The sequence below is a fragment of the Streptomyces sp. NPDC028711 genome, from assembly GCF_055565415.1.
This window is the reverse complement of record NZ_JBVHUJ010000016.1, coordinates 1-21,402: the sequence shown is the minus strand read 5'-3', so window position 1 is coordinate 21,402 and position 21,402 is coordinate 1. Positions and strand designations below refer to the sequence as shown.

Sequence of the window (21,402 nt, the reverse complement as noted above, 5' to 3'; positions counted from 1 at the left end):
GAGCGGAACAAACAATTCCAGCCATCTCCGCAGGCCGGAGAAAAGGCGCGACATCAGGTGTCCTGCACCACAGTGGCCGATCCCAACTCCCCGAATAACAGGACATCTCATGATCAACACTCACTCGACAGGCTGAAAATAGCCCGGACATGCCTTCGGGATGGCCGTGATGCAGTAGTAGGCTCGCGCCGCCATTTGTTGAAACTCAAGGTTGACGCCGCGTGTTGACACGGGACGTCACGAACGTGAAGGACCCCCGTGGCCACGGGGGCCGAGCTGGGGGAGGCCATGCGCTTTCGCGGGAAGTCCATCCGCCGGAAGATCGTGGCGTTGCTGCTCGTACCGCTCGTCTCCCTCACCGGGCTGTGGGTTTTCGCCACGGCCCTCACCGGGCGCGAGGCCGACCAGCTCCTCGACGTCGGCTACATCGTCGACAAGGTCGGGTACCCCCTGGAGGACACCGCCCGGGTCATCCAGCTCGAACGCCGCCAGTCGCTCATCTACCTCGCCGACCCCCGGGGCTCCGACGCCCTCGGCTCCCTGCGCGAGACCCGCGAGGCCACCGACCGCCAGATCGCCCGCATCCGCGCGAACGCCGCCGACCCCGGCGTACGCGAGGAGATGCGGCCCGTCACCGCGCAACGGCTCACCTCCCTCCTCCAGGCACTCGACGGCCTCGCCTCGCTGCGCCGCTCGGTGGAGAAACGTGACATCGGCCGTATGCAGGCCCTCGACTTCTACAACCGGCTCGTCGACCCCTGCTACAGCTTCCTCATCACCCTCCACGCCCTCGAGAACGTCGAGATGGACAAGCAGGGCCGCGCCCTCGTCGGCATCACCCGCGCGCGTGAGCTCCTCTCCCGGGAGGACGCCCTCGTCCTCTCCGCCCTCGTCGCCGACCGGATCACCGCCCCGGAGATCCGCGAGATATCCGACCTCATCGCCAACCGCGAGCAGTTCTACGAGGTCAACCTCGAACTCCTGCCCACCGCCGAGCGCGTACGCTTCGAGAAGTACTGGCACGGCCCCGACACCCGGTCCCTGCGCACCGCCGAGAACGCGATCGTCGAACAGGGCCCCACCGACAGCCCCCGCGCCGTCGCCCCCGCCTACTGGCAGGACCACGCGGGCCCCGTCCTCGACGACCTGGCCCGCGAGAACACCGCCGCCGGCGACCGCTACCAGGACCGCGTCCAGCCCGCCGCGTACAGCGTCCTCCTCAAGGCCGGCGTCGCCGGCGTCCTCGGCTTCGTCGCCCTGCTCGCCTCGATCGTCATCTCCGTACGCGTCGGCCGTGAGCTCATCCGCGACCTGCGCCGCCTCCAGAAGGAGGCCCAGGAGGTCTCCGGCGTCCGCCTGCCCAGCGTGATGCGGAGGCTCGCCGCGGGCGAACAGGTCGACGTCGGCACCGAGGTGCCCCAGCTGGGCTACGGCGGGGACGAGGTCGGCCAGGTCGGCCAGGCACTCAACACCCTGCAGCGCGCCGCCGTCGAGGCCGCGGTCAAGCAGGCGGAGCTGCGGCGCGGCGTCTCCGAGGTGTTCGTCAACCTCGCCCGCCGCAACCAGGTCCTGCTCCACCGCCAGCTGACCCTCCTCGACACCATGGAGCGGCGCACCGAGGACACCGACGAGCTGGCCGACCTCTTCCGGCTCGACCACCTCACGACCCGCATGCGCCGCCACGCCGAAGGCCTCGTCATCCTCTCCGGCGCCGCGCCCTCCCGGCAGTGGCGCAAGCCCGTCCAGCTCATGGACGTCGTCCGCGCCGCCGTCGCCGAGGTCGAGGACTACGAGCGGATCGAGGTACGCCGGCTGCCCCGCCTCGGCGTGGGCGGCCCCGCCGTCGCGGACCTCACCCATCTCATCGCCGAACTCCTCGAGAACGCCACGGTGTTCTCGCCCCCGCACACCGCCGTCCAGGTGCTCGGCGAACGGGTCGCCAACGGCTTCACCCTGGAGATCCACGACCGCGGCCTCGGCATGAACCCCGACGCCCTGCTCGACGCCAACCTCAGGCTCGCCGAGACCCCCGAGTTCGAACTCTCGGACACCGACCGCCTCGGCCTCTTCGTGGTCAGCCGGCTCGCTCAGCGCCAGAACGTCCGCGTCTCGCTCCAGACCTCCCCATACGGCGGGACCACCGCGGTCGTCTTCATCCCGGCCGCGCTGCTCACCGACGCGCCCGAGACCCAGGGAGCCGGTTTCCGCCTGGACCGCAAGACCCTGGAGCGCATCGCCCCCGCCGACGATGCGGCGGCCGACGGCGGTACGCCGCCCGGCCGGCGCCCGGCGCTCGCCAGGGTCCCGGACGTGACCGAGGGACCCGGGCCGCTCGACGGCCCCGTCGAACTCGAAGGACCCGTCGGCAGCGAGGACTTCGACGCGCTCCTCGACCGGTCCGCCGATCTCCTCGACACCGAGAGCGAGCGAGGCGGCCTCTTCCTGCCCCGCGGCAGGCGCCGCGCCGGGCTCGCGCCCGCCGGCGAACCGCACCAGCAGGCCGCGGACCGGACGAACGGCGAGGGCGGGACGGCGGCCGACGGGGGAGTCCTCGGTCCGGTGCCGCTGCCGCGCCGCCGCACCCCCACGCTCGTCGTGGACCACGGCCGCCGCGTCGACGAACCGGACCGCACGCACCCCTTCGCGGCCCGCGCGGACTCCGCGTCGGACGTGCCGCCCTCCGACGGGGGGCAGGCGATTCCCGACCGTTCCCGCGGAGTCCCCGACCGCACGCAGGCGCTTCCGGCCGGGGATCACCGGCTCCCTCCGAGGGACCACCAGCTTCCCGGGGACCACGAGCCCCCTGCCAGGGACCACGAGCCTCCCGTCGGCGGCCACCAGCCTCCCGCCCGGGAGAGCCGGCTCACCGCCCGCGACCACCGGCTCCCCGACCGGGACCCGTCGCTCACGGGCCGGGCGCACCCCGCCCCCGGCCGGACGACCGGGCGCGCCGGCGCGGGCCACCTCGCCCACGGCGCCGGACCGGACGACCCGCCGGCACCCCCGAGGGGAACAACCGGCCCCACGCTCGTCCCCGTACCGCCGAACGGACCTGTGCCGCCGAACGGATCCGTACCGCCGAGGGGCCCCGTACCGCCGGAGGCCTCCGCGTCACCGAATCGGGGTTCCGTACCCCCGGGCGACCCCGAGCCGTTCGGCGGACTGCCCCGCCGCGTCCGCCAGGCCAGCCTCGCGCCGCAGCTCCGCGCCACCGACGGCCCGGCCGACCGCGCCACGTCCGGGCGTGCCGACGCCCGGAGGAACGGCGGCGCCGCGCCCACCGGCCCCGACTCCTTCGAGCGCGACGCCGAGGAGGTACGCGCGCGCATGGCCGCCATGCAGCGCGGCTGGCAGCGCGGGCGCCGGGACAACGCAGGCCCTGACGACCCGACAGCACAAGGAACGACACCCGAGGGGGACGGTCGATGACCGCACCGAACGCCGCAGCACCCAGCACCACCTCCGGACACGGCCACGGAAACGGCGAGCTGAACTGGCTCCTCGACGAACTCGTCCAGCGCGTCGGCTCCATCCGGAAGGCCCTGGTGCTCTCCAGCGACGGCCTCGCCACCGGCGCCTCCCAGGACCTCACCCGCGAGGACGGCGAGCACCTGGCCGCCGTGGCCTCCGGCTTCCACAGCCTCGCCAAGGGCGTCGGCCGCCACTTCGAGGCGGGCAAGGTCCGCCAGACGGTCGTGGAGCTGGAGGACGCCTTCCTCTTCGTCACGGCCGCCGGTGACGGCAGCTGCCTGGCCGTGCTCGCCGACGCCGACTCCGACGTGGGCCAGGTCGCCTACGAGATGACGCTGATGGTGAAGCGGGTCGGGGCCCACCTCGCGACCGCCCCCAGGACCGGCCAGCCCTCGGGAGGATGAGTGGGACGGCATGAGTGACGCAGACCGGCGGAACCAGCCGGACCAGAACCCTGCCCCGGGCCTCCACCACTGGTTCGACGACGAGGCCGGGCCGGTGGTGCGTCCGTACGCGATGACCCGCGGCCGGACGAGCGCCGCCACCCGCCACCGGCTCGACCTGATCGCGGTCGTCGTCCCCGAACCCGCGGCCGACGACCCCGGCCGGGACCAGACACTCTCCCCCGAACACGTGGAGATCGTCGAACGCTGCTCCGAGCAGCCCCAGTCGATCGCCGAGCTCGCCGCAGGACTCGACCTCCCCGTCGGGGTGGTCCGGGTTCTCGTCGGTGACCTCGTCGAGGACGAACTCGTCCATGTGACCCGCCCCGTTCCGCCGGCCGAGCTGCCGGACGTGAGCATTCTCCGCGAGGTGATCAATGGCCTTCGGGCGCTCTAGCCGCAAGAAGCCCTTCGTCGAGCCGACGACCCTGAAGATCCTCGTCGCGGGCGGGTTCGGGGTCGGCAAGACGACACTGGTGGGCGCGGTCAGCGAGATCCGGCCCCTGCGGACGGAGGAGATCCTCAGTGAGGCGGGACGGCCCGTCGACGACCTGCACGGCGTCGAGACCAAGACGACCACCACGGTCGCCATGGACTTCGGCCGGATCACCCTCCGCGAGGACCTCGTCCTGTACTTGTTCGGCACCCCGGGCCAGGACCGCTTCTGGTTCCTCTGGGACGAGCTGGCGCAGGGCGCCCTCGGCGCGGTCGTCCTCGCGGACACCCGCCGCCTCGAGGACAGCTTCGCGGCCATCGACTACTTCGAGCGGCGCGGCATCCCCTTCACGGTCGCCGTCAACTGCTTCGAGGGCGCGCGGCGCTTCCCCGCCGAGAGCGTGCGCGGGGCGCTCGACCTCGATCCCGAGGTGGAGCTCCTCATGTGCGACGCCCGGGACCGCGAGTCCGTGAAGAACGTCCTCGTGGCCGTCGTCCAGCACGCCCTCGTCCTCGCGGACCGCGGCCACGCGGCCGCGACGACCTGACGGACGGCCCCCGCGACGCGGGGGCCGTCCGTGGCTCGTACAGAACGACTCAGTGCCCGGCCACCGACCTCCGTGCCACCGGGAAGTCGAAGAACGTGCTCGGGAACGGCTCCGGCTTGAACGTGAAGTGCCACCACTCCTCCGGCAGGTTCACGAACCCCTGCTCGGCGAGCACCGCCTTGAGCAGCTGCCGGTTGGTCCGCTGTGCGCCCTGGACCCGGGGGTCGTCGGTGTGCGAGAGCGTGTCGAAGCAGTCGTACCCGGTGCCCATGTCGACGGAGTTGTCGGGGAACCGTTCCTCCCGCGGCGCGTAGCACTCCACCAGCTGCTCGCCCGGCACGTACGCGCGCGTGGGCACCGCGGGCAGCCGCACGATCGTCAGATCCACCGTCGAACCGCGGCTGTGCCCCGACTTCTCCGCGATGTAACCGTCCGCGAACAGCCTCGACTTGTCGACGTGCGGATAGAACTCCTTCTTCATCCGCTCGTCCGTCAGGTCCTTCGCCCAGCGCACGAAGTGGTCGACGGCTCGCTGCGGCCGGTAGCAGTCGTACACCTTCAGCGTGTATCCCCGGGCGAGCAGACGCACCTGGGCCCGGTGCAGCGCCTCGGCGGCCGGCCGGGTCAGGATGCACAGCGGCTGCCGGTAGCCGTCCACCGGCTCACCCAGGAAGTTGTGCTCCGTCGTATAACGCATCTCCTGGAGGATCGTCCGGTCGACGGAGCCGAGGGCCACGAACTCCCGTGGCGCCTTGGGCTCCGGAGCGGCAGAGGCCGGAGCGGCGGGGGCGGCGACGGCGCCCGTGACGGCGAGCAGCCCGGCCGCGGCGGTGACGGCGAGCGTACGGAAAGCGGAAGCGAGTCCTGTCATGCGCACCGTCTATCAGTTCCGGCAGCGCCGGGAAAGGGTGATCGCATACGGTCGGGCCGTGAAGGACTCCTCCGGTTCCCCCCGCTCCCACTGCCCCGGCTGCGGCGCCGCCCACCCGGCCGACGCCGGCTGGCCCCGCATCTGCCCTGCCTGCGGCCACACCGTCTACCGCAACCCGCTGCCCGTCGCCGTCGCCCTCCTCCCCGTCACGGACGCAGCCGGAACGGGCCTCGTCGTCATCACCCGCACCATCGAGCCCGCGCGGGGCGGGGTCGCCCTGCCCGGCGGCTTCATCGACCACGGGGAGGACTGGCGCGCCGCCGTCGCCCGCGAGCTGCGCGAGGAGACCGGCATCCCCGCCTCCGCCGAGGAGGTCCTCCTCGCCGACGCCATGAGCTCCCCGGCCGGCCACCTCCTCCTCTTCGGCCTGCTGCCGCCCCGCCCGGCCGGCGAACTCCCGCCCTCGGCCCCGACGGACGAGACGAGCGGCCACCACGTGCTCACGGCACCGGAGGAGCTGGCCTTCCCGCTTCACACGCAGGCGGTACGGAAGTGGTTCGACGGAGCCTATGGGTGACCGGCCGGAGACTGGATCCAATCTCCAATCTCCGGTATCCAATCTCCGGTATCAGGGATCCCGGGTGTCAGGTATCCCGCCTTCCGTATCCAATCTCCAATATTCGGCTATTGGCTATTGGCTATTGGCGATTGGAAACGGGATACCGGACCGCTCCCCTCACGCCCCCCGCGCCCGCACCGGCAGACCCGCCTCCTCCACCCCGTCGTCCGTCACCCGCTCCACGACCACCCGGCCGTTCACGAGACGTGACTGGTACCGCTCGATCTCGGCCGGCTCCCAGCCGTCCCCCGTGTCCCGTACGACAAGCCCGCCGCCCGTGCGCCCCGCGGCGGGCGCCCACACCTCCAGGGCCAGTCCGCCGTCCTCGCCCCGTACGGGCAGCACCGCCCCCGCCCGGGCCAGGACCGGGATCCGGGAGAGCGGAGCGTCGAGCAGAACCTGCCCGGGGCCCTCGTACGCCCGCCCCGTCGCCGTGTCGTACCAGCGACCGCGTGGCAGCCGCACGGCACGCCGGTCGGCGCCACGGGTCAGGACCGGCGCCACGAGCAGAGCGTCGCCGAGCAGGAACGCGTCCTCGCAGTCCCGCAGCACCCGGTCCTCGGGCGTCCCCCACCACAGGGGGCGTACGTAGGGGGCGCCCGTCATCCGGGCGAGCCGGGCGAGGGTCGTGAAGTACGGCCGCAGCCGCTCCCGTTCGGCCAGTGCCACGCGCGCGTGCTCAAGGACCTCAGGACCGAACTCCCAGGGCTCGCGCCGCCCCGCGCCGATCGCCGCGTGCGTACGGAACAGCGGCAGCCACGCCCCCAGCTGGTACCAGCGCAGGAACAGCTCCGGCGCCGGGCTGCCGTCGAAACCCCCCACGTCCGGCCCCGAGTACGGCACGCCGCAGAGCCCGAGCCCCAGGACCAGGGCGAGCGAGGCCCGCAGCCCCGGCCACCCCGTCGACACGTCGCCCGACCAGGTGCCCCCGTACCGCTGCATGCCCGCCCAGCCCGAGCGCGAGAAGAGGAAGGGCCGCTCCTCGGGCCGCAGCCGGCGCAGCCCCTCGTATCCGGCCCGCGCCATCGTGAGGCCGTACACGTTGTGGGCCTCGCGGTGGTCGCCTCCCCGCCCGTCCAGCGCGTGCCGAGCCGAGCGCGGCAGCGTCATGTCACCGAAGGGCACGAAGGACACCGGCTCGTTCATGTCGTGCCAGACCCCGGCGAAGCCCTGCCGGAGCCGCTCCTCGTAAAGACCGCCCCACCACTCCCGTACCGCCGGATCGGTGAAGTCCGGATAGGCGCACTCGCCCGGCCAGACGACCCCGCGGACCTCCCTGCCCCGGGCGTCCCGGACGAACGCCCCCACCGCCCGCCCGCTGTCGTAGACCGCGTCCCCCGGTTCGGCTTTCACCGCCGGGTCCACGATCGACACGAGCCGTACGCCCTGCTCCCGCAGCTCCGCCGAGAGGCCCGGCAGGTGGGGGAACCGTTCCCGGTCGACCGTGAACACCCGGTGGGCGTCGTAGTGGTCGATGTCCAGGTGCACGGCGGACAGCGGCAGACCCCGTTCCCGGTACCCGGCCACGATCCGGCGCACCTCCCGCGCGCTCCCGAACCCCCAGCGCGCGTGCTGCGGTCCGAGCGCCCAGTCCGGCGGCAGCGCGGGAGCCCCCGTCAGGGCGGCCCAGCCGTGGAGCACGCGCGCGGGGGTGCCGACGACCACCCAGCAACGCAGGGGCCCGCCGCTCATCCGTACCTCGCTGGTCCCCGGCCGGTCGTGCCCCGACCCCGCCCCTTCCTCTCCCTCCGCGAGGGTGACCCGGCCGTCCCAGGAGTTGTCGTGGAAGGCGAGGTGGGTGCCGGCGTCCGAGACGACGAACTGCACGGGCATGGTGAGGTAGAGCGGATCGTCCCCGGGGCCGAAACTCCCCTTGGGGTCGGTGTTCCACAGCCGGTACGTGCCGTCCCGCAGCCGAGGTCCGGCGGACCGCCCGCCGAGCCCGAAGAACCGCGCGTCCGCCGGCACCTCGCTCCGCTGCACCCAGCGCGCGACACCGGCCGCCACGGAACAGCCGAGCCCACCCGCGCCGCTCCCCGCGTCCGCACCTTCGGACACGCCCGCAACGCTCACCCCCGCAGACACATCCCCAACCGCACCCACCCCCGCGGACACGCCCGCCCCCGTCCCCCCATCCGCGGCCGTCTCCGTGACCGCCATGGCCCCCGGCCCCCCGGCTGCCGCCCCACTCGCCACCGGCTCCCACCAGCGGGGCGGTAGCTCCCGGCGCAGCATCACCCCGCCAGGCGTCCGGATCTCGACCGCGCCGTGCCGGGAGACCGCCACCGTCACCCGCTCCGAGACGATCCGCCAGCCGCCGTCGGTGTCGGGCTCCAGGGAGGCCCGCGGATCCGGCTCGGGCGGCTCGCCGGCCAAGGCGTACGAGGGAAGCGGACCGGCCCCGTCCCATCCCCAGAACACCGTGCCGCCCGCCGCGACGCAGATCCGCAGCGAGGACCGGGCGAACCGGATCGTCCCCCCACCGGGCGCGGCCTCCGCCCCGGTCGCGAGCCCCGGCACCCTGGCCCGCTCGGGCCCCCTCGGCGGCAGCCCCCAGGCGTCCGTACGGCGCGTCCGCCACGCCGCCCGCACCGTCCGCAACCCCCGCACCGAACCGAACACCTTGATCGAACGCACCAGTCCACGACCGTCCATGGTGATCACCCTGCCACCCACCAGGGGCGATACGAGCTCCGTTCAACTTCCGTTCACCCGTGGTGGGAGCACATATTCAACTGCCGGACCATGGGCGGGCAGCCCTGGTGCGAAAGACGATCACATGGCATCGTCCTGTCAGCCGCGTCGCGCGCACACCCCAGCACGTGCGCGGGACACACGCCGACCCCGCGTACAGCCAGGGAGCCACCCCAATGACATCAGCGCAGACCGAGCCGCTCTGGCAGCCGGACGAGGAACGCATCGCCACGGCCGCCGTCACCCGCTTCCAGAGCTGGGCGGCCGAACACCACGGCGCCCCGGCAGAGGGCGGATACCCGGCTCTCCACCGCTGGTCGGTCGACGAGCTCGAAGCCTTCTGGAAGGCGGTCGTCGAGTGGTTCGACATCCGCTTCTCCACCCCGTACGAGCGGGTTCTCGGCGACCGGTCGATGCCCGGCGCCGACTGGTTCCCCGGGGCCACCCTCAACTACGCCGAGCACGCCCTGCGCGCCGCCGACGAGCGCCCCCACGACACGGCTCTGCTCCATGTGGACGAGACACAGGTGCCGACGCCCATCACCTGGGCCGAGCTCCGTCGCCAGGTCGGCGCCCTCGCCGCCGAACTCCGCGCCCTCGGCGTACGCCCCGGCGACCGGATCAGCGGCTACCTGCCCAACGTCCCGCAGTCCGTCGTGGCCCTCCTCGCCACCGCGGCCGTCGGCGGCGTGTGGACCTCCTGCGCCCCCGACTTCGGCGCCCGCAGCGTCCTCGACCGCTTCCAGCAGGTCGAACCGGTCGTGCTCTTCACCGTCGACGGCTACCGCTACGGCGGCAAGGAGCACGACCGCCGCGACACCGTCGCCGAACTCCGTGCCGAGCTGCCCACCCTCCGCGCGGTCGTCCACATCCCGCTCCTCGGCACCCCGGCCCCCGAGGGCACGCTCGACTGGGCCGACCTCGTCGCCGGCGACGTCGAGCCGGTCTACGAGCAGGTCCCGTTCTCGCACCCGCTGTGGGTCCTGTACTCCTCCGGTACGACCGGCCTCCCGAAGGCGATCGTCCAGTCCCAGGGCGGCATTCTCGTCGAGCACGTCAAGCAGCTGGGCCTGCACTGCGACCTCGGCCCTGAGGACGTGTTCTTCTGGTACACCTCCACCGGCTGGATGATGTGGAACTTCCTCGTCTCCGGCCTGCTCACCGGCACGACCGTCGTCCTGTACGACGGCAGCCCCGGCTACCCGGACACGGCGGCCCAGTGGCGCGTCGCCGAACGCACCCGCGCCACCCTGTACGGCACCTCCGCCGCGTACGTCATGGCCTGCGCCAAGGCGGACGTCCACCCCGGCCGTGACTTCGACCTCTCGGCCGTGAAGTGCGTCGCCACCACCGGCTCCCCGCTGCCTCCCGACGGCTTCCGCTGGCTCCACGACGAGGTACGCGAGAACCTGTGGATCGCCTCCGTCAGCGGCGGCACCGACGTGTGCTCCTGCTTCGCGGGCGCCGTCCCCACCCTGCCGGTCCACATCGGCGAGCTCCAGGCGGCGGGCCTCGGCACCGACCTCCAGGCCTGGGACCCCTCCGGCAAGCCCGTCATCGGTGAGGTCGGCGAACTCGTCGTCACCAACCCCATGCCGTCCATGCCGATCCACTTCTGGAACGACCCCGACGGCAGCCGCTACCGCGACAGCTACTTCGAGATGTTCCCGGGCGTCTGGCGGCACGGCGACTGGATCACGATCACCGACCACGGCTCGGTCGTCATCCACGGCCGCTCCGACTCCACCCTGAACCGCCAGGGCGTGCGGATGGGGAGCGCCGATATCTATGAGGCCGTGGAACGCCTCCCGGAGATCCGCGAATCCCTGGTGATCGGTCTGGAGGAGCCGGACGGCGGGTACTGGATGCCGCTCTTCGTCCACCTCGTGGAGGGTGCCACCCTGGACGACGAGCTGATCGGCCGGATCAAGAGGACGATCCGCAGCGAACTCTCGCCGCGCCACGTCCCCGACGAGATCATCGAGGTCCCGGGCGTCCCGCACACCCTCACCGGCAAGCGCATCGAGGTCCCGGTCAAGCGCCTCCTCCAGGGCACCCCCCTGGCCAAGGCGGTCAACGCGGGCTCTGTCGACGACCTCGGCCTCCTCCACTTCTACGAGACCCTGGCCGCCAACCGCCGAGGCTGAGCCGGGCAGCCAGGCAGCCAGGTACGCGAACCGGGCCCCCGATCCGACGGATCGGGGGCCCGGACGCTCCACCTCACCCCTCCGGCAGCTCCCCCGGCGCGGAGGCGGCCGCCTTGGCGAGCACCGCCGACACACCGAGCACCGTGCCCGCCCGCCCGGCGGCCGTGGTCTCGGTGAGGACGGTGCGATCCCCGAGGAACGCCGACGTCTCCCGGTCGAAGATCCACTGGGTCTGCTCGCCGTACGCGGTACGGGCTACCGCGACGCCTTCGCGTCCGGCCGCGTCCTCGGCGGACGGCAGCACGGCCACCCCGGGGATCCGCGCCGCCGCCTCGTAGAGAGCGGCGGTCACCCGCGGCGGAGCCCAGGTCTCGGCGAGCAGCGTCCCGATCGCGGTGAACGCCCGCTGCTCGGCATCGCCCCCGGCGCCACGGGTCTGCTCGCGGATCAGCCGCAGAAGGGCCTCCGGGTCGGTGGGCAGGGACGCCACGTACGCGTGGGTCGGGTTGGTGACGGACGGGGGTGCCGCCTCGGCCGTGGTCGGCCGGGGGGTGGCACCGCGGTGATCCAGCTCGTACACGGGCAGTCGGGGGTTCAGCATCGTGTCGGCCGCACCGGGCTCACGGAGCAGGCCGGGCCGGCTGCCGTCGGCGGACAACCACACCTCGCGCTGACGGACGGGCGGCAGCACGGCGGCACCGCCGCCCGCGTCGCGTCCCGCGTGCGCGACGAGGCTCCTGACGTACACGTACCCGTCGGGCCGGACGTCCGGCGCGGGCGACTCGGCGGCGGCGAGCGCCGCATGCGACAGCACTCCGGCGGCGTCGGGGGAGGCGGACTGTCCGATGGACGTGTCCCCCGGGGAACCGGCCGACGGGCCTGGGGGAGCGAGGACGGCGACCCCGGCCACGACCGCGCAGGCGGCCACGGGCGCCACGATCCAGCCGAGCCGGAGCCCCGGTCGCGAGCGGCGGGCGGGGACCGGGCGGGCACCCGCGCCGTTTCCGCCGGCCAGGGCGTTCCGGAGGACGGCGTGGCGCAGGGAGACGTTCCGGTCCGGCGTCAGTTCGGGCACCGGGGGCGGCGGCAGCAGCGCGGTCAGTTCGGCGCGCAGGAGCGTGTCCTCGTCGGTGTGGTGCGGGCGGGGGGAGGCGGTGTTCATGCCTGCTTCTCCGGGGTCGGTCGGGACGAGAGGGCCGGGCGGACGGTGGAGCGGACGGAGACGGACTCGGCCAGGGGCAAGGCCCCGGACAGGGATAGCGACTCGGACAGCGACTCGGACAGCGACACGGACCCGGAAGCGGACCTGGAGACGGACCCGGGCCGGACCGCGGCGGCGGAACGCCCCCGCCGCCGCTCCGCGCGCAGTTCGGCGTCGGCGAGCTTCCGGAGCCGTTCACGCGCCCGCGACAGCCTGGATCGGACGGTCCCGACCGGGATCCCCAACGCCTCCGCGGCGGCGGCGTAGTCGAGCCCGGCCCACACCACGAGCGTGAAGACCTCCCTCTCACGCCGCCGGAGCCTGCCGAGCGCGATCCGGGCGGCACGTATCTGCTCCCCGTCCGTCATCCGGGCGAGGACGTCGTCGGCGAAGTCGGGCAGGACGCCCCGCTCGGGCATCCGGGCCAGGGCCGCGTCCCTCCGTCGTGCCTCGCGGGCGGAGCCGCGCATGATGTTGGTCGCGATGCCGAGCAGCCAGGGACGCAGACTTCCGCCCTCGGCGTGCAGCTTCTCGCGACAGCGCCAGGCCTCGAGGAACGCGGCGGAGACGACGTCCTCGGCCGCCGCCCGGTCCCCGCACACCCGGAACGCGTAGTGGTACAGCACGCGCGCGTGCTCGTCGTACGCCTCGCCGAGCGCCGAGGGGTCCCCGGCGCGGAAACGATCTCTCATAGGTGATTCCACACAGGGCACTGGACGGTGGTTCGCCCGGGTTCCGGTGACCTGGGCCACACCGCGCCCGAGACGTGTGGCCCAGGTCACCGGAACGCCCCGGCCGCAGCGCGCAGTGCTGGGCATGAACGATTCCTCGACACCCCGTACGGCCCCGGTCACGAGCCGCCGCACGATTCTGCGCTCCCTGGCCCTGGCCGGCGTCCTCGCCGGCACCTCCCTCTCGACGCCGCCCCCAGTCGCCGCAGCGGACGGTGCCCCCGCCACGTACACCCTGACCATCCGCCACCTCGACCGGTCCGGCGCCGCCACCGGCGACTACCAGACCCACGTCACCGGCATCTCGGGCGCCGGCGCGTCCGAGGAAGCCGTGCCCTACGACGCATCAGGCACGGTCACCATCCGCCTCCCCGAGGGCCGCTACCTGCTCGACTCCACGCTCTCCGGGGCCGACGCGGGAACCGGCACCGACTGGATCGTCCAGCCCCGCCTCGACCTGGACCGCGACACGACGGTCACCGTCGACGCCCGTACGACCGCCCCGGTGGACGTCCGCCCGCCGGAGAGCGGCGCCCGCTACCTGAACAGCCTCGGATTCGTCGAGGTCACCCACGACGGAAGGACCCGCTCCGCGAACGTCGTCACAGCGGGCCCCGGGCTGCGCGTGGCCCACCTCGGCCCCGCCGCCGAGTCCGGCTCCGTCAAGGAGTGGATCGACACGTACTGGTCCGGCGCGAGCACCGACTACGCCCTCGGCTACACCTTCACCTCGGGGCGCGCCCTGACCGGCCTCGTCCGGCACCCGACGGCCGCCTCGCTGGCCACGGTCAAGATCCGGGGAGCCGCCCCGGAGGGCGCCACCGGCACCGGGTTCGTCTCCATCCAGCCCAGCGCGGGCCCCACCATCGGGCTCGTCCAGCCCCTCCAACTGCCGGGCACCGCGACCGTGCTCGTGACCCCGGAGCGAGGCCTGTGGGACGTCGGCTACTCCGGCCCCGCCGCCCCGGAGACCCCGCCCAACCGGTACGACGCGAACGGCTTCGCGGTCCGCGCGGGCGCCACCACCACCCACACCTTCGGCAACGCCGTCTTCGGCCCCGCGCTCGACCCGGCGCCCGGCGCCCGCCCGGCGGGGGTCCGTGACGGCGACGCCCTCACGCTCGACGTTCCGCTTCTCGCCGACGGCGAGGGCCACGCGCCGAGCGCCCCGCGCTTCGACAGCGCCACCACCACACTCCACCGGGACGGCGTCCTGATCGGAACCAGCCAGGGCGACCCGGGCCGCGCCGCGTTCACCACCACCCCGGGACGGGCCGCGTACCGGCTGACCGCCACCGCGACCCGCGGCGACGGTACGCCGACGAGCAGCCGGGTCACCGCGTCCTGGACCTTCACCTCGGCCGCCGCGTCCCGTCCCGCCGCGCTGCCCCTCAGCACCGTCCGCTTCGCCCCGGCCCTCGACCTCGACGGCACCGCCCCGGCGGGCGCCCTGGCCCGCGTACCGGTCACCGTCCAGGGCGCGGCCGCCGAGATCGGGGTGCGGTCGCTCACGGTGTCGATGTCGACCGACAACGGCGCCACTTGGACCCGTGTCCCGGTCGTCGACGGCCAGGCCGGTCTCCGCACCCCCGGCCCGGGCCGGTCCGTCTCGCTCCGCGCCGAGCTCACCGACACCCAGGGGAGCACCCTCACCCAGACCCTGACGAACGCCTACCGAACCAGCTGACCGCGACACCCGCTCAGGGTCCTCGGGTCCGCCCACTCCCCATGCCCACAGCCGGCGCCCGCCCGACGGCCCCCGCAGCCGCCGCCGACCCAGCGCCACAGAACGCTCCGGGGACCTCCCCCGGAGCGTTCTCGCGTCAACCCCCGTACGTCGCCTGCGCGTCCCCGAGCACCTCCGCGAAGTCCGCCGCGAGGCGCACCGCGTCGCCGGGCGCGAGTGTCGCCGTGGTGATCCGTACCGCGGGCGGCGCCCCGATCCGGAACCGCGCCCCCGCAGCCACCCACCAGCCCTGCGTCCGCAGGCCGTTGACCACCGCCGACTCGTCCCGCACCGGCACCCACACGTTGAGCCCGCTCGCCCCCACGGCCCGGATCCCGTACACCCCGAGCGCGCCGATCAACGCCGCCCGCCGCTCGGCGTACGCCGCCTCGCCCCTGGCCACGAGCGCGCGTACATCCCGGTCGCCGAACAGGCCGGCCACCGTCTCCTGGAGCACATGACTGACCCAGCCCGAGGTCATCAGCATCCGCCCGTCGTGCCGTGCGAGGGTCACCGCGTCGCACGCGAGCCCGGCCCACCGCAGGTCGATCCCGAGGTGCTTCGACACGGTCCGCACCTGCGCCCACCGGTCGAGCCCCGCCGCCGCGAGCGTGTACGCCGCGGCCCCACCGACCTCCGCGTTGTGGTCGTCCTCCACGACGAGGACCTCAGGGAACTCGCGGAGCACCGTCACGAGTTCGTCCCGCCGCGACCGGGTGAAGAACGCCCCGGTCGGGCACTGCCCCCGCGGGCTGCACACCACCGCGCGCACCCCGCCCCGCAGAGCGGTCCGCAGCGCCTCCGGTACGAGCCCCTCGCCGTCCACCGCCACCGGGACGATCCGCAGCCCCAACGCGGGCACCAGGTCCAGGAGATGGTGGAAGCCGGGATCCTCCACGGCCACCGCGTCGCCGGGCCGCAGCTCCGTCGAGAGGAGACGTGCGATGCAGTCGAGGGCCCCGTGCGCGAACGACACGTGCCGCGCGGGCACTCCGTCCCGTTCGAACCACTCCCGGGTCACCTCTTCGAGCGCCGGAAGCCGGGGCGCGGCGCGATGGGATCCGTACACGGGGGCGACCGCCGACGGCGGACGCACCACGGGAAGGAAGGCCGGGTCCGGGTGGCCGCCCGCCAGGTCGACGAGGCCGTCCGGCACGCGCGGTGGACGTCGTGAGGCCACCGAAGGAACCTCCGCCACCACCGTTCCACCCCGGCCCCGCGTGACGATCAGACCCCGCTGCCGAAGCTCCTTGTACGCCGTCGCGACGGTCCCGGGACTGACCCCCAGCGCGTCCGCGAGCCGCCGAACGGGCGGCAGGGCGTCACCCGGTGCGAGCCCGCCCTCGGTCACGCCCTGCTCCACGGACGCGGCAATCCCCTTGGCCGTCGCCCCTACGATCACATATTGTGCTGCCACGTAGTCAAGTATGTATCAATACAAAGTAGTTGGCAAGGGGGATCCATGAGCCGCACCACCCGCTCCACCCGCACCGCCTTCAAGGACCGCGTCCCCGGAGGCCCCGACGGCCGCCGCATGCTCCTCATCGGCTTCATCGACAAGTGCGGCACGGGACTCTGGGCCACGGCCATGGCCCTGTACTTCACCTACGTCACCGGCTTCGGCCTCGGCCAGATCGGCCTGCTCATCGCCGTCTCCGGCGCCGCCGGCATCGCGGGCGCCCCTCTCGGCGGCCGCCTCGCCGACCGCTTCCCCCTGGTCCGCGTCATCATCTGCACCCAACTGCTGCGCGCCGCGGCCCTCCTCGCCCTCCTCACCACCGACGACTACCTGCTGCTCGTCCTCTTCTCGGCCGTCGGCGCCCTGCCCGACCGCGCCACCAACGTCCTCACCAAGCTGTACGCCGCCCGGATCGCCGGCCCCGACCGCGTCCGCTACCAGGCCATCAACCGCACCATCTCCAACTTCGGCTGGACGCTCGGCGGCCTCGGCGCAGCGGCCGCACTCGCCGTCGGCACCAGCACCGCCTTCCACCTCCTGCTCATCGGAGACGCCCTCTCCTACCTCGTGATGGCGGCCCTCACCCTCCGCTGCGCCGAACCCCCGGCCCCCGCCTCCTCCCGCATCGCCGCCGCGTTCACCGACCCCACCCCCACCACCAAGCCCACCAGCCCCTGGCGCGACCGCGGCTTCCTCGCCTTCACCGCGGGCGAATCGGTCTTCTTCCTCCACGACTCGGTCCTCCAGGTCGCCCTCCCGCTCTGGATCGTCCACGCCACCGACGCCCCCGCCGGCCTCGCCCCGCTCCTGATGGTCGCCAACAGCGCCCTCGTCGTCGTCTTCCAGGTCCCGCTCGCCCGCTTCGGCTCCTCCACCGAAGCGGCCCGACGCCTCCTCACCCCCCTCGCGGGCCTCTTCGCCGTCGGTACGCTCGCCCTCACCGTCTCCGCCCTCGGCGGCCGCACCCTCTCCATCGCCGCCCTGATCACCGCGGCCGTCGCCCTCACCTTCGCCGAGATGATCCACACGATCGCCTCCTGGGAGATCTCCGTCGCCCTGGCCCCGGACGACGCCCAGGGCGCCTACCTCGGAGTCCACGGCCTCGCCCAGTCCACCCAGCGCTTCGCCGGGCCCCTCCTCATGACCGGCCTCGTCTCCGCCGGCCCCTTCGGCTGGCCCGTCCTCGGCGCGGCACTCGCCGCCACCTGCGCCGCCCAGAGCCGCCTCGTCCGCCGACGCCTCACCGAACCGTCACTGTCAGTGGCGAAGGTTACGGTGAGTGAGCACTGATCGGACTGTCACCAGGGGGAGACATGACACGGACCGGCACCACCCAGGCAGGACTCCGGCGCGCCCTGCGCCGCGAGGTCCCCACCACCGTCGGCCTCCTCGCCGACGAGCACGACTTCACGGCCATGCGCCAGTACCGCACCTTCGTCTTCGACGACCACACCGTCTACCTCCGCCAGGTCGAGGCCCTCCTCAAGAACCTCGCCACCCAGGGCGGTCACACCACCGTCACCCTCTTCGACCCCGAGGAGTACGCGGCCTACTGCGCCGAGACCGCCATCGACCCCGACCACCCCACCAGCCGCAGCCGCTTCACCGCCCACCTCGCCGCCACCGGCGCCCGCGTCACCTACACGGGACAGCCGCTCAGCACCCTCCTCCCCGAGCTCGTCGACACCGCCGTCCGCCACGCCACCTGGGAGTACGCCACCACCGTCCTCGCCACCGCGGGCGACTGCGCCACCTGCGGCAAGGACATCGGCAAGGCGGCCTTCGAGCGCGCCGCCCGACTCCTGGCCCGACTCCTCGACGCCGCGGGACCGGGCGCCCACCACCTCGTCTGCAGCGTCCGGGCCGCCGACGACCAACTCCTCGCCGTCCTCCACACCGACGGCACCGCACGCCCCTCGGACATCGAAGAGGCCGCCGCCGCCGAATTCACGGCCGTGCTCGCCGCCGGCATCGCCCTCGGCGCCCCGGGCGGAGTCGTCCTGCGCACCAGCAACCCGGGGGACCGCGACCGACTCCACGGCTGGCGCCTCACCGGAGGCGGCCTCACCCCGCTCACCGAGGCGGAGGTCTTCGCCGCCTACTGCACCGACGCCCGCACCGGCGAGCCCCTCTCCCCGGAACCCGGCGTCGACCACCTCGCCGGCTTCCCCCTCACCCCCGACCCCGACGACGACTGGACCACCCACCACTGAGCCCACCCACGCCGAAGGGGCTCCCCGTCACCTCGGTGACGGAAAGCCCCTTCGCCGGACCCGCCCGGGAATCACTCCCCGGACAACACCGCCTGAGCGGCCACACGCGCCTCGTGCGCCGTGTCCGCCGCACGCGCCGCGGCCGCGGCCCGCTCGCACTGAGCCAGCGTGTACTTGGCCAGCGTCGCCCGCACATACGGAATCGACGCGGCACCCATGGAAAGGGAGGTGACACCCAGACCCGTCAGCACACACGCGAGCAGCGGATCCGAAGCGGCCTCGCCACAGACACCACAGCTCTTGCCCTCGGCCTTGGCCGCCTCGGCGGACAGCGCCACCAGGTCGAGCAGCGCCGGCTGCCACGGGTCCTGGAGCCGCGACACCGCACCGACCTGCCGGTCGGCCGCGAAGGTGTACTGCGCCAGGTCATTGGTGCCCAGCGACAGGAACTCGACCTCCTGGAGGATCGAGCGCGCCCGCAGCGCGGCCGACGGGATCTCGACCATCGCACCGAACTTCGCCCGCAGCCCCGCCTCACGGCACGCGTCGGCGAACGCCTTCGCGTCCGTACGGTCGGCCACCATCGGAGCCATGACCTCGAGGTACACCGGCAGCCCCTCGGCCGCCTTCGCCAGTGCGGTCAGCTGCGTCCGCAGCACCTCCGGGTGCTCAAGGAGCGACCGCAGACCCCGCACGCCGAGCGCCGGGTTCGGCTCGTCCACCGGCGTCAGGAAGTCCAGCGGCTTGTCGGCACCGGCGTCGAGCACCCGCACGACCACACGGCCCTCGGGGAAGGCCTCGAGCACCTTGCGGTAGGCCTCGATCTGCTTCTCCTCGGACGGAGCCTTCTCGCTGTCGTCCAGGAAGAGGAACTCCGTACGGAAGAGACCGACACCCTCCGCCCCGGCCTCCACAGCGGCCGGCACGTCCGCCGGACCACCGACGTTCGCGAGGAGCGGCACCTTGTGCCCGTCCGAGGTCGCACCGGGACCGCTGGACGTGGCCAGCGCGGCCTTGCGCTCGGCGGCGGCCCTCGTCAGCTCCGCCTTCTTCTCCTCGCTCGGCTCCACGAAGATCTCACCGGTCGAACCGTCGACCGCGATGAGCGTGCCCTCGGCCAGCTCACCCGCACCCGGCAGCGCCACGATGGCCGGCACACCCAGCGCCCGCGCCAGAATCGCGCTGTGGCTGGTGGGCCCGCCCTCCTCCGTCACGAACCCGAGCACCAGCGTCGGGTCGAGCAGCGCCGTGTCCGCCGGCGCCAGGTCCCGCGCGATCAGCACGTACGGCTCGTCGCTGTCCGGCACACCCGGCATCGGCACACCGAGGAGCCGCGCCACGATCCGGTTCCGCACGTCGTCGAGGTCGGCGACCCGCCCGGCCATGTACTCACCGGCACCGGCGAGCAGCTCCCGATAGTGCGAGAAGGCGTCGTAGATCCCGCGCTCGGCCGTGCTGCCCACGGCGATCCGTCGGTCCACATCGGCGATGAGCTCCGGGTCCTGGGCGATCATCGCCTGGGCCTCCAGCACGTGCTGCGCCTCACCGCCGGCCAGATTGCCACGCGCAATCAGGTCGGCGGCGACAGCTTCGACGGCCTGACGGGCGCGCCCCTGTTCGCGCTCCGCCTCGTCCGCCGGAATCTGCTTGGCCGGCGGCTCGAGAACCGCCGTGCCCATGTGCCGGACCTCGCCGATCGCCACACCGTGGCTGACGCCGACGCCTCGCAGCGTTGTCTCCATCTCACCCGTCTCCGATAGAGCGGCGGCACCCGCCGCCGCGTTGAATGTCGAACTCGCGGTCGTCACGGGGACGAACCGGCTCAGCGCCAGCCGAAGAGCTCGTCGCCGGACTTCACGTCACCGTCTTCGACGACGCCGGAGAGCGAGTCCGCGGTGGCCTCGAGGGCCACGACGGGACAGATGGGGGACTTGCCGGCGGCCTCGACGTCAGCGGGGTTCCAGCGCACGACGGCCTGTCCGCGCGTCACGGTGTCACCCTTGTTCACGAGCAGCTCGAAACCCTGCCCGTTGAGCTGAACGGTGTCGATGCCCAGATGGGTCAGCACGCCGTGGCCCTCGCCGTCGACGACGACGAAGGCGTGCGGGTGCATGGAGACGACGACCCCGTCGATGGGGGAGACGGCCTCCGAGGCCTCACGTACGGGATCGATGGCGGTACCGGGACCGACCATCGCACCGGAGAAGACCGGGTCGGGAACTGCGGCGAGACCGATGGCGCGTCCAGCAAGCGGCGACGTCACGGTTGTCATGGGAAGCCTCCCAGGGGCGGAGATGGTGTGGCGCCGTCACTACCTGTCCTGGACGGCGTACTGTTCTGAAGCGTATGTCATACGAAGTCCTAGTTCCGCACGAGACGTACCAGTTGGGCGGAGCTAGGGACCACCGGAAACGATTTGCCTCAACTGACGGTGGGATGTACTGTCGTACTCCTGCTTGACCCCAACGCGGCCTTGAGTCGCGGGTCGGCAGCACCTATCAAGCCAGATCCTAACCCCAGTGGTCTACACCTCTGCATGCTCGCAGGGGACGTGGTCGGGGGGACCGGCAAAGCCTGGTAGTGTTTGACCCCGCCGGGAACGGAAAAGCGAAAGCGAATTCCAGCCCCAGCAGCCCGCTCCAGCGGGTGGCAGAAACGGAAATCGGGTCTGCTAAGCTGGAAACACGAAATACCGAAGGGAAGCCCGGAGGAAAGCCCGAGAGGGTGAGTACAAAGGAAGCGTCCGTTTCTTGAGAACTCAACAGCGTGCCAAAAATCAACGCCAGATTAGTTGATACCCCGTCCATCTTCGGATGGCGAGGTTCCTTTGAAAGTCCTGCCGGC

The 21,402-nt window shown here is 72.9% G+C and carries 16 protein-coding genes; 9 read left to right on the top strand and 7 right to left on the bottom strand.

Annotated elements, in window-relative coordinates; translation table 11 throughout:
- The first annotated feature begins 288 nt into the window (after positions 1–288).
- Genes ACZ4VK_RS34670 through ACZ4VK_RS34655 form a run of 4 tightly spaced genes read left to right on the top strand, consistent with a single transcriptional unit; the run spans position 289 to position 4,897 of the window.
- A complete protein-coding gene (locus tag ACZ4VK_RS34670) occupies positions 289–3,429 on the top strand; it encodes a sensor histidine kinase (protein ID WP_468361382.1) in 3,141 nt (1,046 codons plus the stop codon).
- Positions 3,426–3,875, top strand: a complete 450-nt coding sequence (locus ACZ4VK_RS34665) for a roadblock/LC7 domain-containing protein (protein ID WP_468361286.1) — start codon at positions 3,426–3,428, stop codon at positions 3,873–3,875. The genes ACZ4VK_RS34670 and ACZ4VK_RS34665 overlap by 4 nt, the downstream gene beginning before the upstream one ends.
- A gap of 10 nt (positions 3,876–3,885) precedes the next feature.
- Positions 3,886–4,311: a DUF742 domain-containing protein gene (locus ACZ4VK_RS34660; RefSeq protein ID WP_468361283.1), complete on the top strand. Its 426-nt coding sequence runs from the start codon at positions 3,886–3,888 to the stop codon at positions 4,309–4,311.
- Positions 4,292–4,897 carry a GTP-binding protein gene (locus ACZ4VK_RS34655; protein WP_468361280.1) on the top strand — a complete coding sequence of 202 codons (606 nt, stop codon included), beginning with the start codon at positions 4,292–4,294 and terminating at the stop codon, positions 4,895–4,897. Before ACZ4VK_RS34660 ends, ACZ4VK_RS34655 begins: the two co-directional genes overlap by 20 nt.
- A gap of 49 nt (positions 4,898–4,946) precedes the next feature.
- Here ACZ4VK_RS34655 and ACZ4VK_RS34650 read toward each other — a convergent pair whose 3' ends face one another.
- Positions 4,947–5,768, bottom strand: a complete 822-nt coding sequence (locus ACZ4VK_RS34650; RefSeq protein WP_468361277.1) for a M15 family metallopeptidase — start codon at positions 5,766–5,768, stop codon at positions 4,947–4,949.
- Between ACZ4VK_RS34650 and ACZ4VK_RS34645 the strand changes: the two genes are divergently transcribed.
- Positions 5,767–6,345 (top strand): NUDIX domain-containing protein, encoded by a 579-nt coding sequence (locus tag ACZ4VK_RS34645; protein WP_468361274.1) that lies wholly within the window; start codon positions 5,767–5,769, stop codon positions 6,343–6,345. The genes ACZ4VK_RS34650 and ACZ4VK_RS34645 overlap by 2 nt on opposite strands.
- Positions 6,346–6,504: 159 nt before the next feature.
- Here the strand turns inward: ACZ4VK_RS34645 and ACZ4VK_RS34640 are convergent, their stop codons facing one another.
- Entirely contained in the window at positions 6,505–9,042 is a 2,538-nt protein-coding gene (locus tag ACZ4VK_RS34640; protein ID WP_468361271.1) for a glycoside hydrolase family 31 protein, read from the bottom strand.
- A 215-nt stretch (positions 9,043–9,257) separates the two neighbouring features.
- Between ACZ4VK_RS34640 and ACZ4VK_RS34635 the strand changes: the two genes are divergently transcribed.
- Complete coding sequence (locus ACZ4VK_RS34635; protein ID WP_468361269.1) at positions 9,258–11,228, top strand: acetoacetate--CoA ligase; 1,971 nt, start codon at positions 9,258–9,260, stop codon at positions 11,226–11,228.
- A 73-nt stretch (positions 11,229–11,301) separates the two neighbouring features.
- On the opposite strand, the gene ACZ4VK_RS34630 is transcribed toward ACZ4VK_RS34635, so the two are convergent.
- Together ACZ4VK_RS34630 and ACZ4VK_RS34625 are read right to left on the bottom strand one after the other, a co-directional pair.
- Positions 11,302–12,390 (bottom strand): CU044_5270 family protein, encoded by a 1,089-nt coding sequence (locus ACZ4VK_RS34630; RefSeq protein WP_468361266.1) that lies wholly within the window; start codon positions 12,388–12,390, stop codon positions 11,302–11,304.
- Positions 12,387–13,121, bottom strand: a complete 735-nt coding sequence (locus ACZ4VK_RS34625; RefSeq protein WP_468361263.1) for an RNA polymerase sigma factor — start codon at positions 13,119–13,121, stop codon at positions 12,387–12,389. Before ACZ4VK_RS34625 ends, ACZ4VK_RS34630 begins: the two co-directional genes overlap by 4 nt.
- A 124-nt stretch (positions 13,122–13,245) precedes the next feature.
- On the opposite strand from ACZ4VK_RS34625, the gene ACZ4VK_RS34620 reads away from it, so the two are divergent.
- Positions 13,246–14,847 carry a serine protease gene (locus tag ACZ4VK_RS34620; protein ID WP_468361260.1) on the top strand — a complete coding sequence of 534 codons (1,602 nt, stop codon included), beginning with the start codon at positions 13,246–13,248 and terminating at the stop codon, positions 14,845–14,847.
- Between the two features lie 136 nt (positions 14,848–14,983).
- Here ACZ4VK_RS34620 and ACZ4VK_RS34615 read toward each other — a convergent pair whose 3' ends face one another.
- Entirely contained in the window at positions 14,984–16,303 is a 1,320-nt protein-coding gene (locus tag ACZ4VK_RS34615; protein WP_468361257.1) for an aminotransferase class I/II-fold pyridoxal phosphate-dependent enzyme, read from the bottom strand.
- Positions 16,304–16,348: 45 nt separating this feature from the next.
- On the opposite strand from ACZ4VK_RS34615, the gene ACZ4VK_RS34610 reads away from it, so the two are divergent.
- Entirely contained in the window at positions 16,349–17,635 is a 1,287-nt protein-coding gene (locus tag ACZ4VK_RS34610) for an MFS transporter (protein WP_468361254.1), read from the top strand.
- A 23-nt stretch (positions 17,636–17,658) separates the two neighbouring features.
- On the top strand, positions 17,659–18,558 hold the full coding sequence (locus ACZ4VK_RS34605; RefSeq protein ID WP_468361251.1) for a hypothetical protein: 900 nt from the start codon (positions 17,659–17,661) through the stop codon (positions 18,556–18,558).
- A gap of 71 nt (positions 18,559–18,629) precedes the next feature.
- On the opposite strand, the gene ptsP is transcribed toward ACZ4VK_RS34605, so the two are convergent.
- Together ptsP and ACZ4VK_RS34595 are read right to left on the bottom strand one after the other, a co-directional pair.
- The gene (ptsP, locus tag ACZ4VK_RS34600) at positions 18,630–20,300 is read right to left on the bottom strand and encodes a phosphoenolpyruvate--protein phosphotransferase (RefSeq protein ID WP_468361248.1); all 1,671 of its coding nucleotides are present in this window, start codon (positions 20,298–20,300) and stop codon (positions 18,630–18,632) included.
- 80 nt (positions 20,301–20,380) lie between these two features.
- The gene (locus tag ACZ4VK_RS34595) at positions 20,381–20,830 is read right to left on the bottom strand and encodes a PTS sugar transporter subunit IIA (protein ID WP_468361245.1); all 450 of its coding nucleotides are present in this window, start codon (positions 20,828–20,830) and stop codon (positions 20,381–20,383) included.
- Between the last annotated feature and the right edge of the window lie 572 nt (positions 20,831–21,402).

What these genes read in the sequence shown, in the direction of transcription:
- ACZ4VK_RS34670 (WP_468361382.1), top strand. Translation starts at nt 289, where the DNA reads ATGCGCTTTCGCGGGAAGTCCATCCGCCGGAAGATCGTGGCGTTGCTG.
- ACZ4VK_RS34665 (WP_468361286.1), top strand. Translation starts at nt 3,426, where the DNA reads ATGACCGCACCGAACGCCGCAGCACCCAGCACCACCTCCGGACACGGC.
- ACZ4VK_RS34660 (WP_468361283.1), top strand. Translation starts at nt 3,886, where the DNA reads ATGAGTGACGCAGACCGGCGGAACCAGCCGGACCAGAACCCTGCCCCG.
- ACZ4VK_RS34655 (WP_468361280.1), top strand. Translation starts at nt 4,292, where the DNA reads ATGGCCTTCGGGCGCTCTAGCCGCAAGAAGCCCTTCGTCGAGCCGACG.
- ACZ4VK_RS34645 (WP_468361274.1), top strand. Translation starts at nt 5,767, where the DNA reads ATGCGCACCGTCTATCAGTTCCGGCAGCGCCGGGAAAGGGTGATCGCA.
- ACZ4VK_RS34650 (WP_468361277.1), bottom strand. Translation starts at nt 5,768, where the DNA reads ATGACAGGACTCGCTTCCGCTTTCCGTACGCTCGCCGTCACCGCCGCG.
- ACZ4VK_RS34640 (WP_468361271.1), bottom strand. Translation starts at nt 9,042, where the DNA reads ATGGACGGTCGTGGACTGGTGCGTTCGATCAAGGTGTTCGGTTCGGTG.
- ACZ4VK_RS34635 (WP_468361269.1), top strand. Translation starts at nt 9,258, where the DNA reads ATGACATCAGCGCAGACCGAGCCGCTCTGGCAGCCGGACGAGGAACGC.
- ACZ4VK_RS34630 (WP_468361266.1), bottom strand. Translation starts at nt 12,390, where the DNA reads ATGAACACCGCCTCCCCCCGCCCGCACCACACCGACGAGGACACGCTC.
- ACZ4VK_RS34625 (WP_468361263.1), bottom strand. Translation starts at nt 13,121, where the DNA reads ATGAGAGATCGTTTCCGCGCCGGGGACCCCTCGGCGCTCGGCGAGGCG.
- ACZ4VK_RS34620 (WP_468361260.1), top strand. Translation starts at nt 13,246, where the DNA reads ATGAACGATTCCTCGACACCCCGTACGGCCCCGGTCACGAGCCGCCGC.
- ACZ4VK_RS34610 (WP_468361254.1), top strand. Translation starts at nt 16,349, where the DNA reads ATGAGCCGCACCACCCGCTCCACCCGCACCGCCTTCAAGGACCGCGTC.
- ACZ4VK_RS34605 (WP_468361251.1), top strand. Translation starts at nt 17,659, where the DNA reads ATGACACGGACCGGCACCACCCAGGCAGGACTCCGGCGCGCCCTGCGC.
- ptsP (WP_468361248.1), bottom strand. Translation starts at nt 20,300, where the DNA reads ATGGAGACAACGCTGCGAGGCGTCGGCGTCAGCCACGGTGTGGCGATC.
- ACZ4VK_RS34595 (WP_468361245.1), bottom strand. Translation starts at nt 20,830, where the DNA reads ATGACAACCGTGACGTCGCCGCTTGCTGGACGCGCCATCGGTCTCGCC.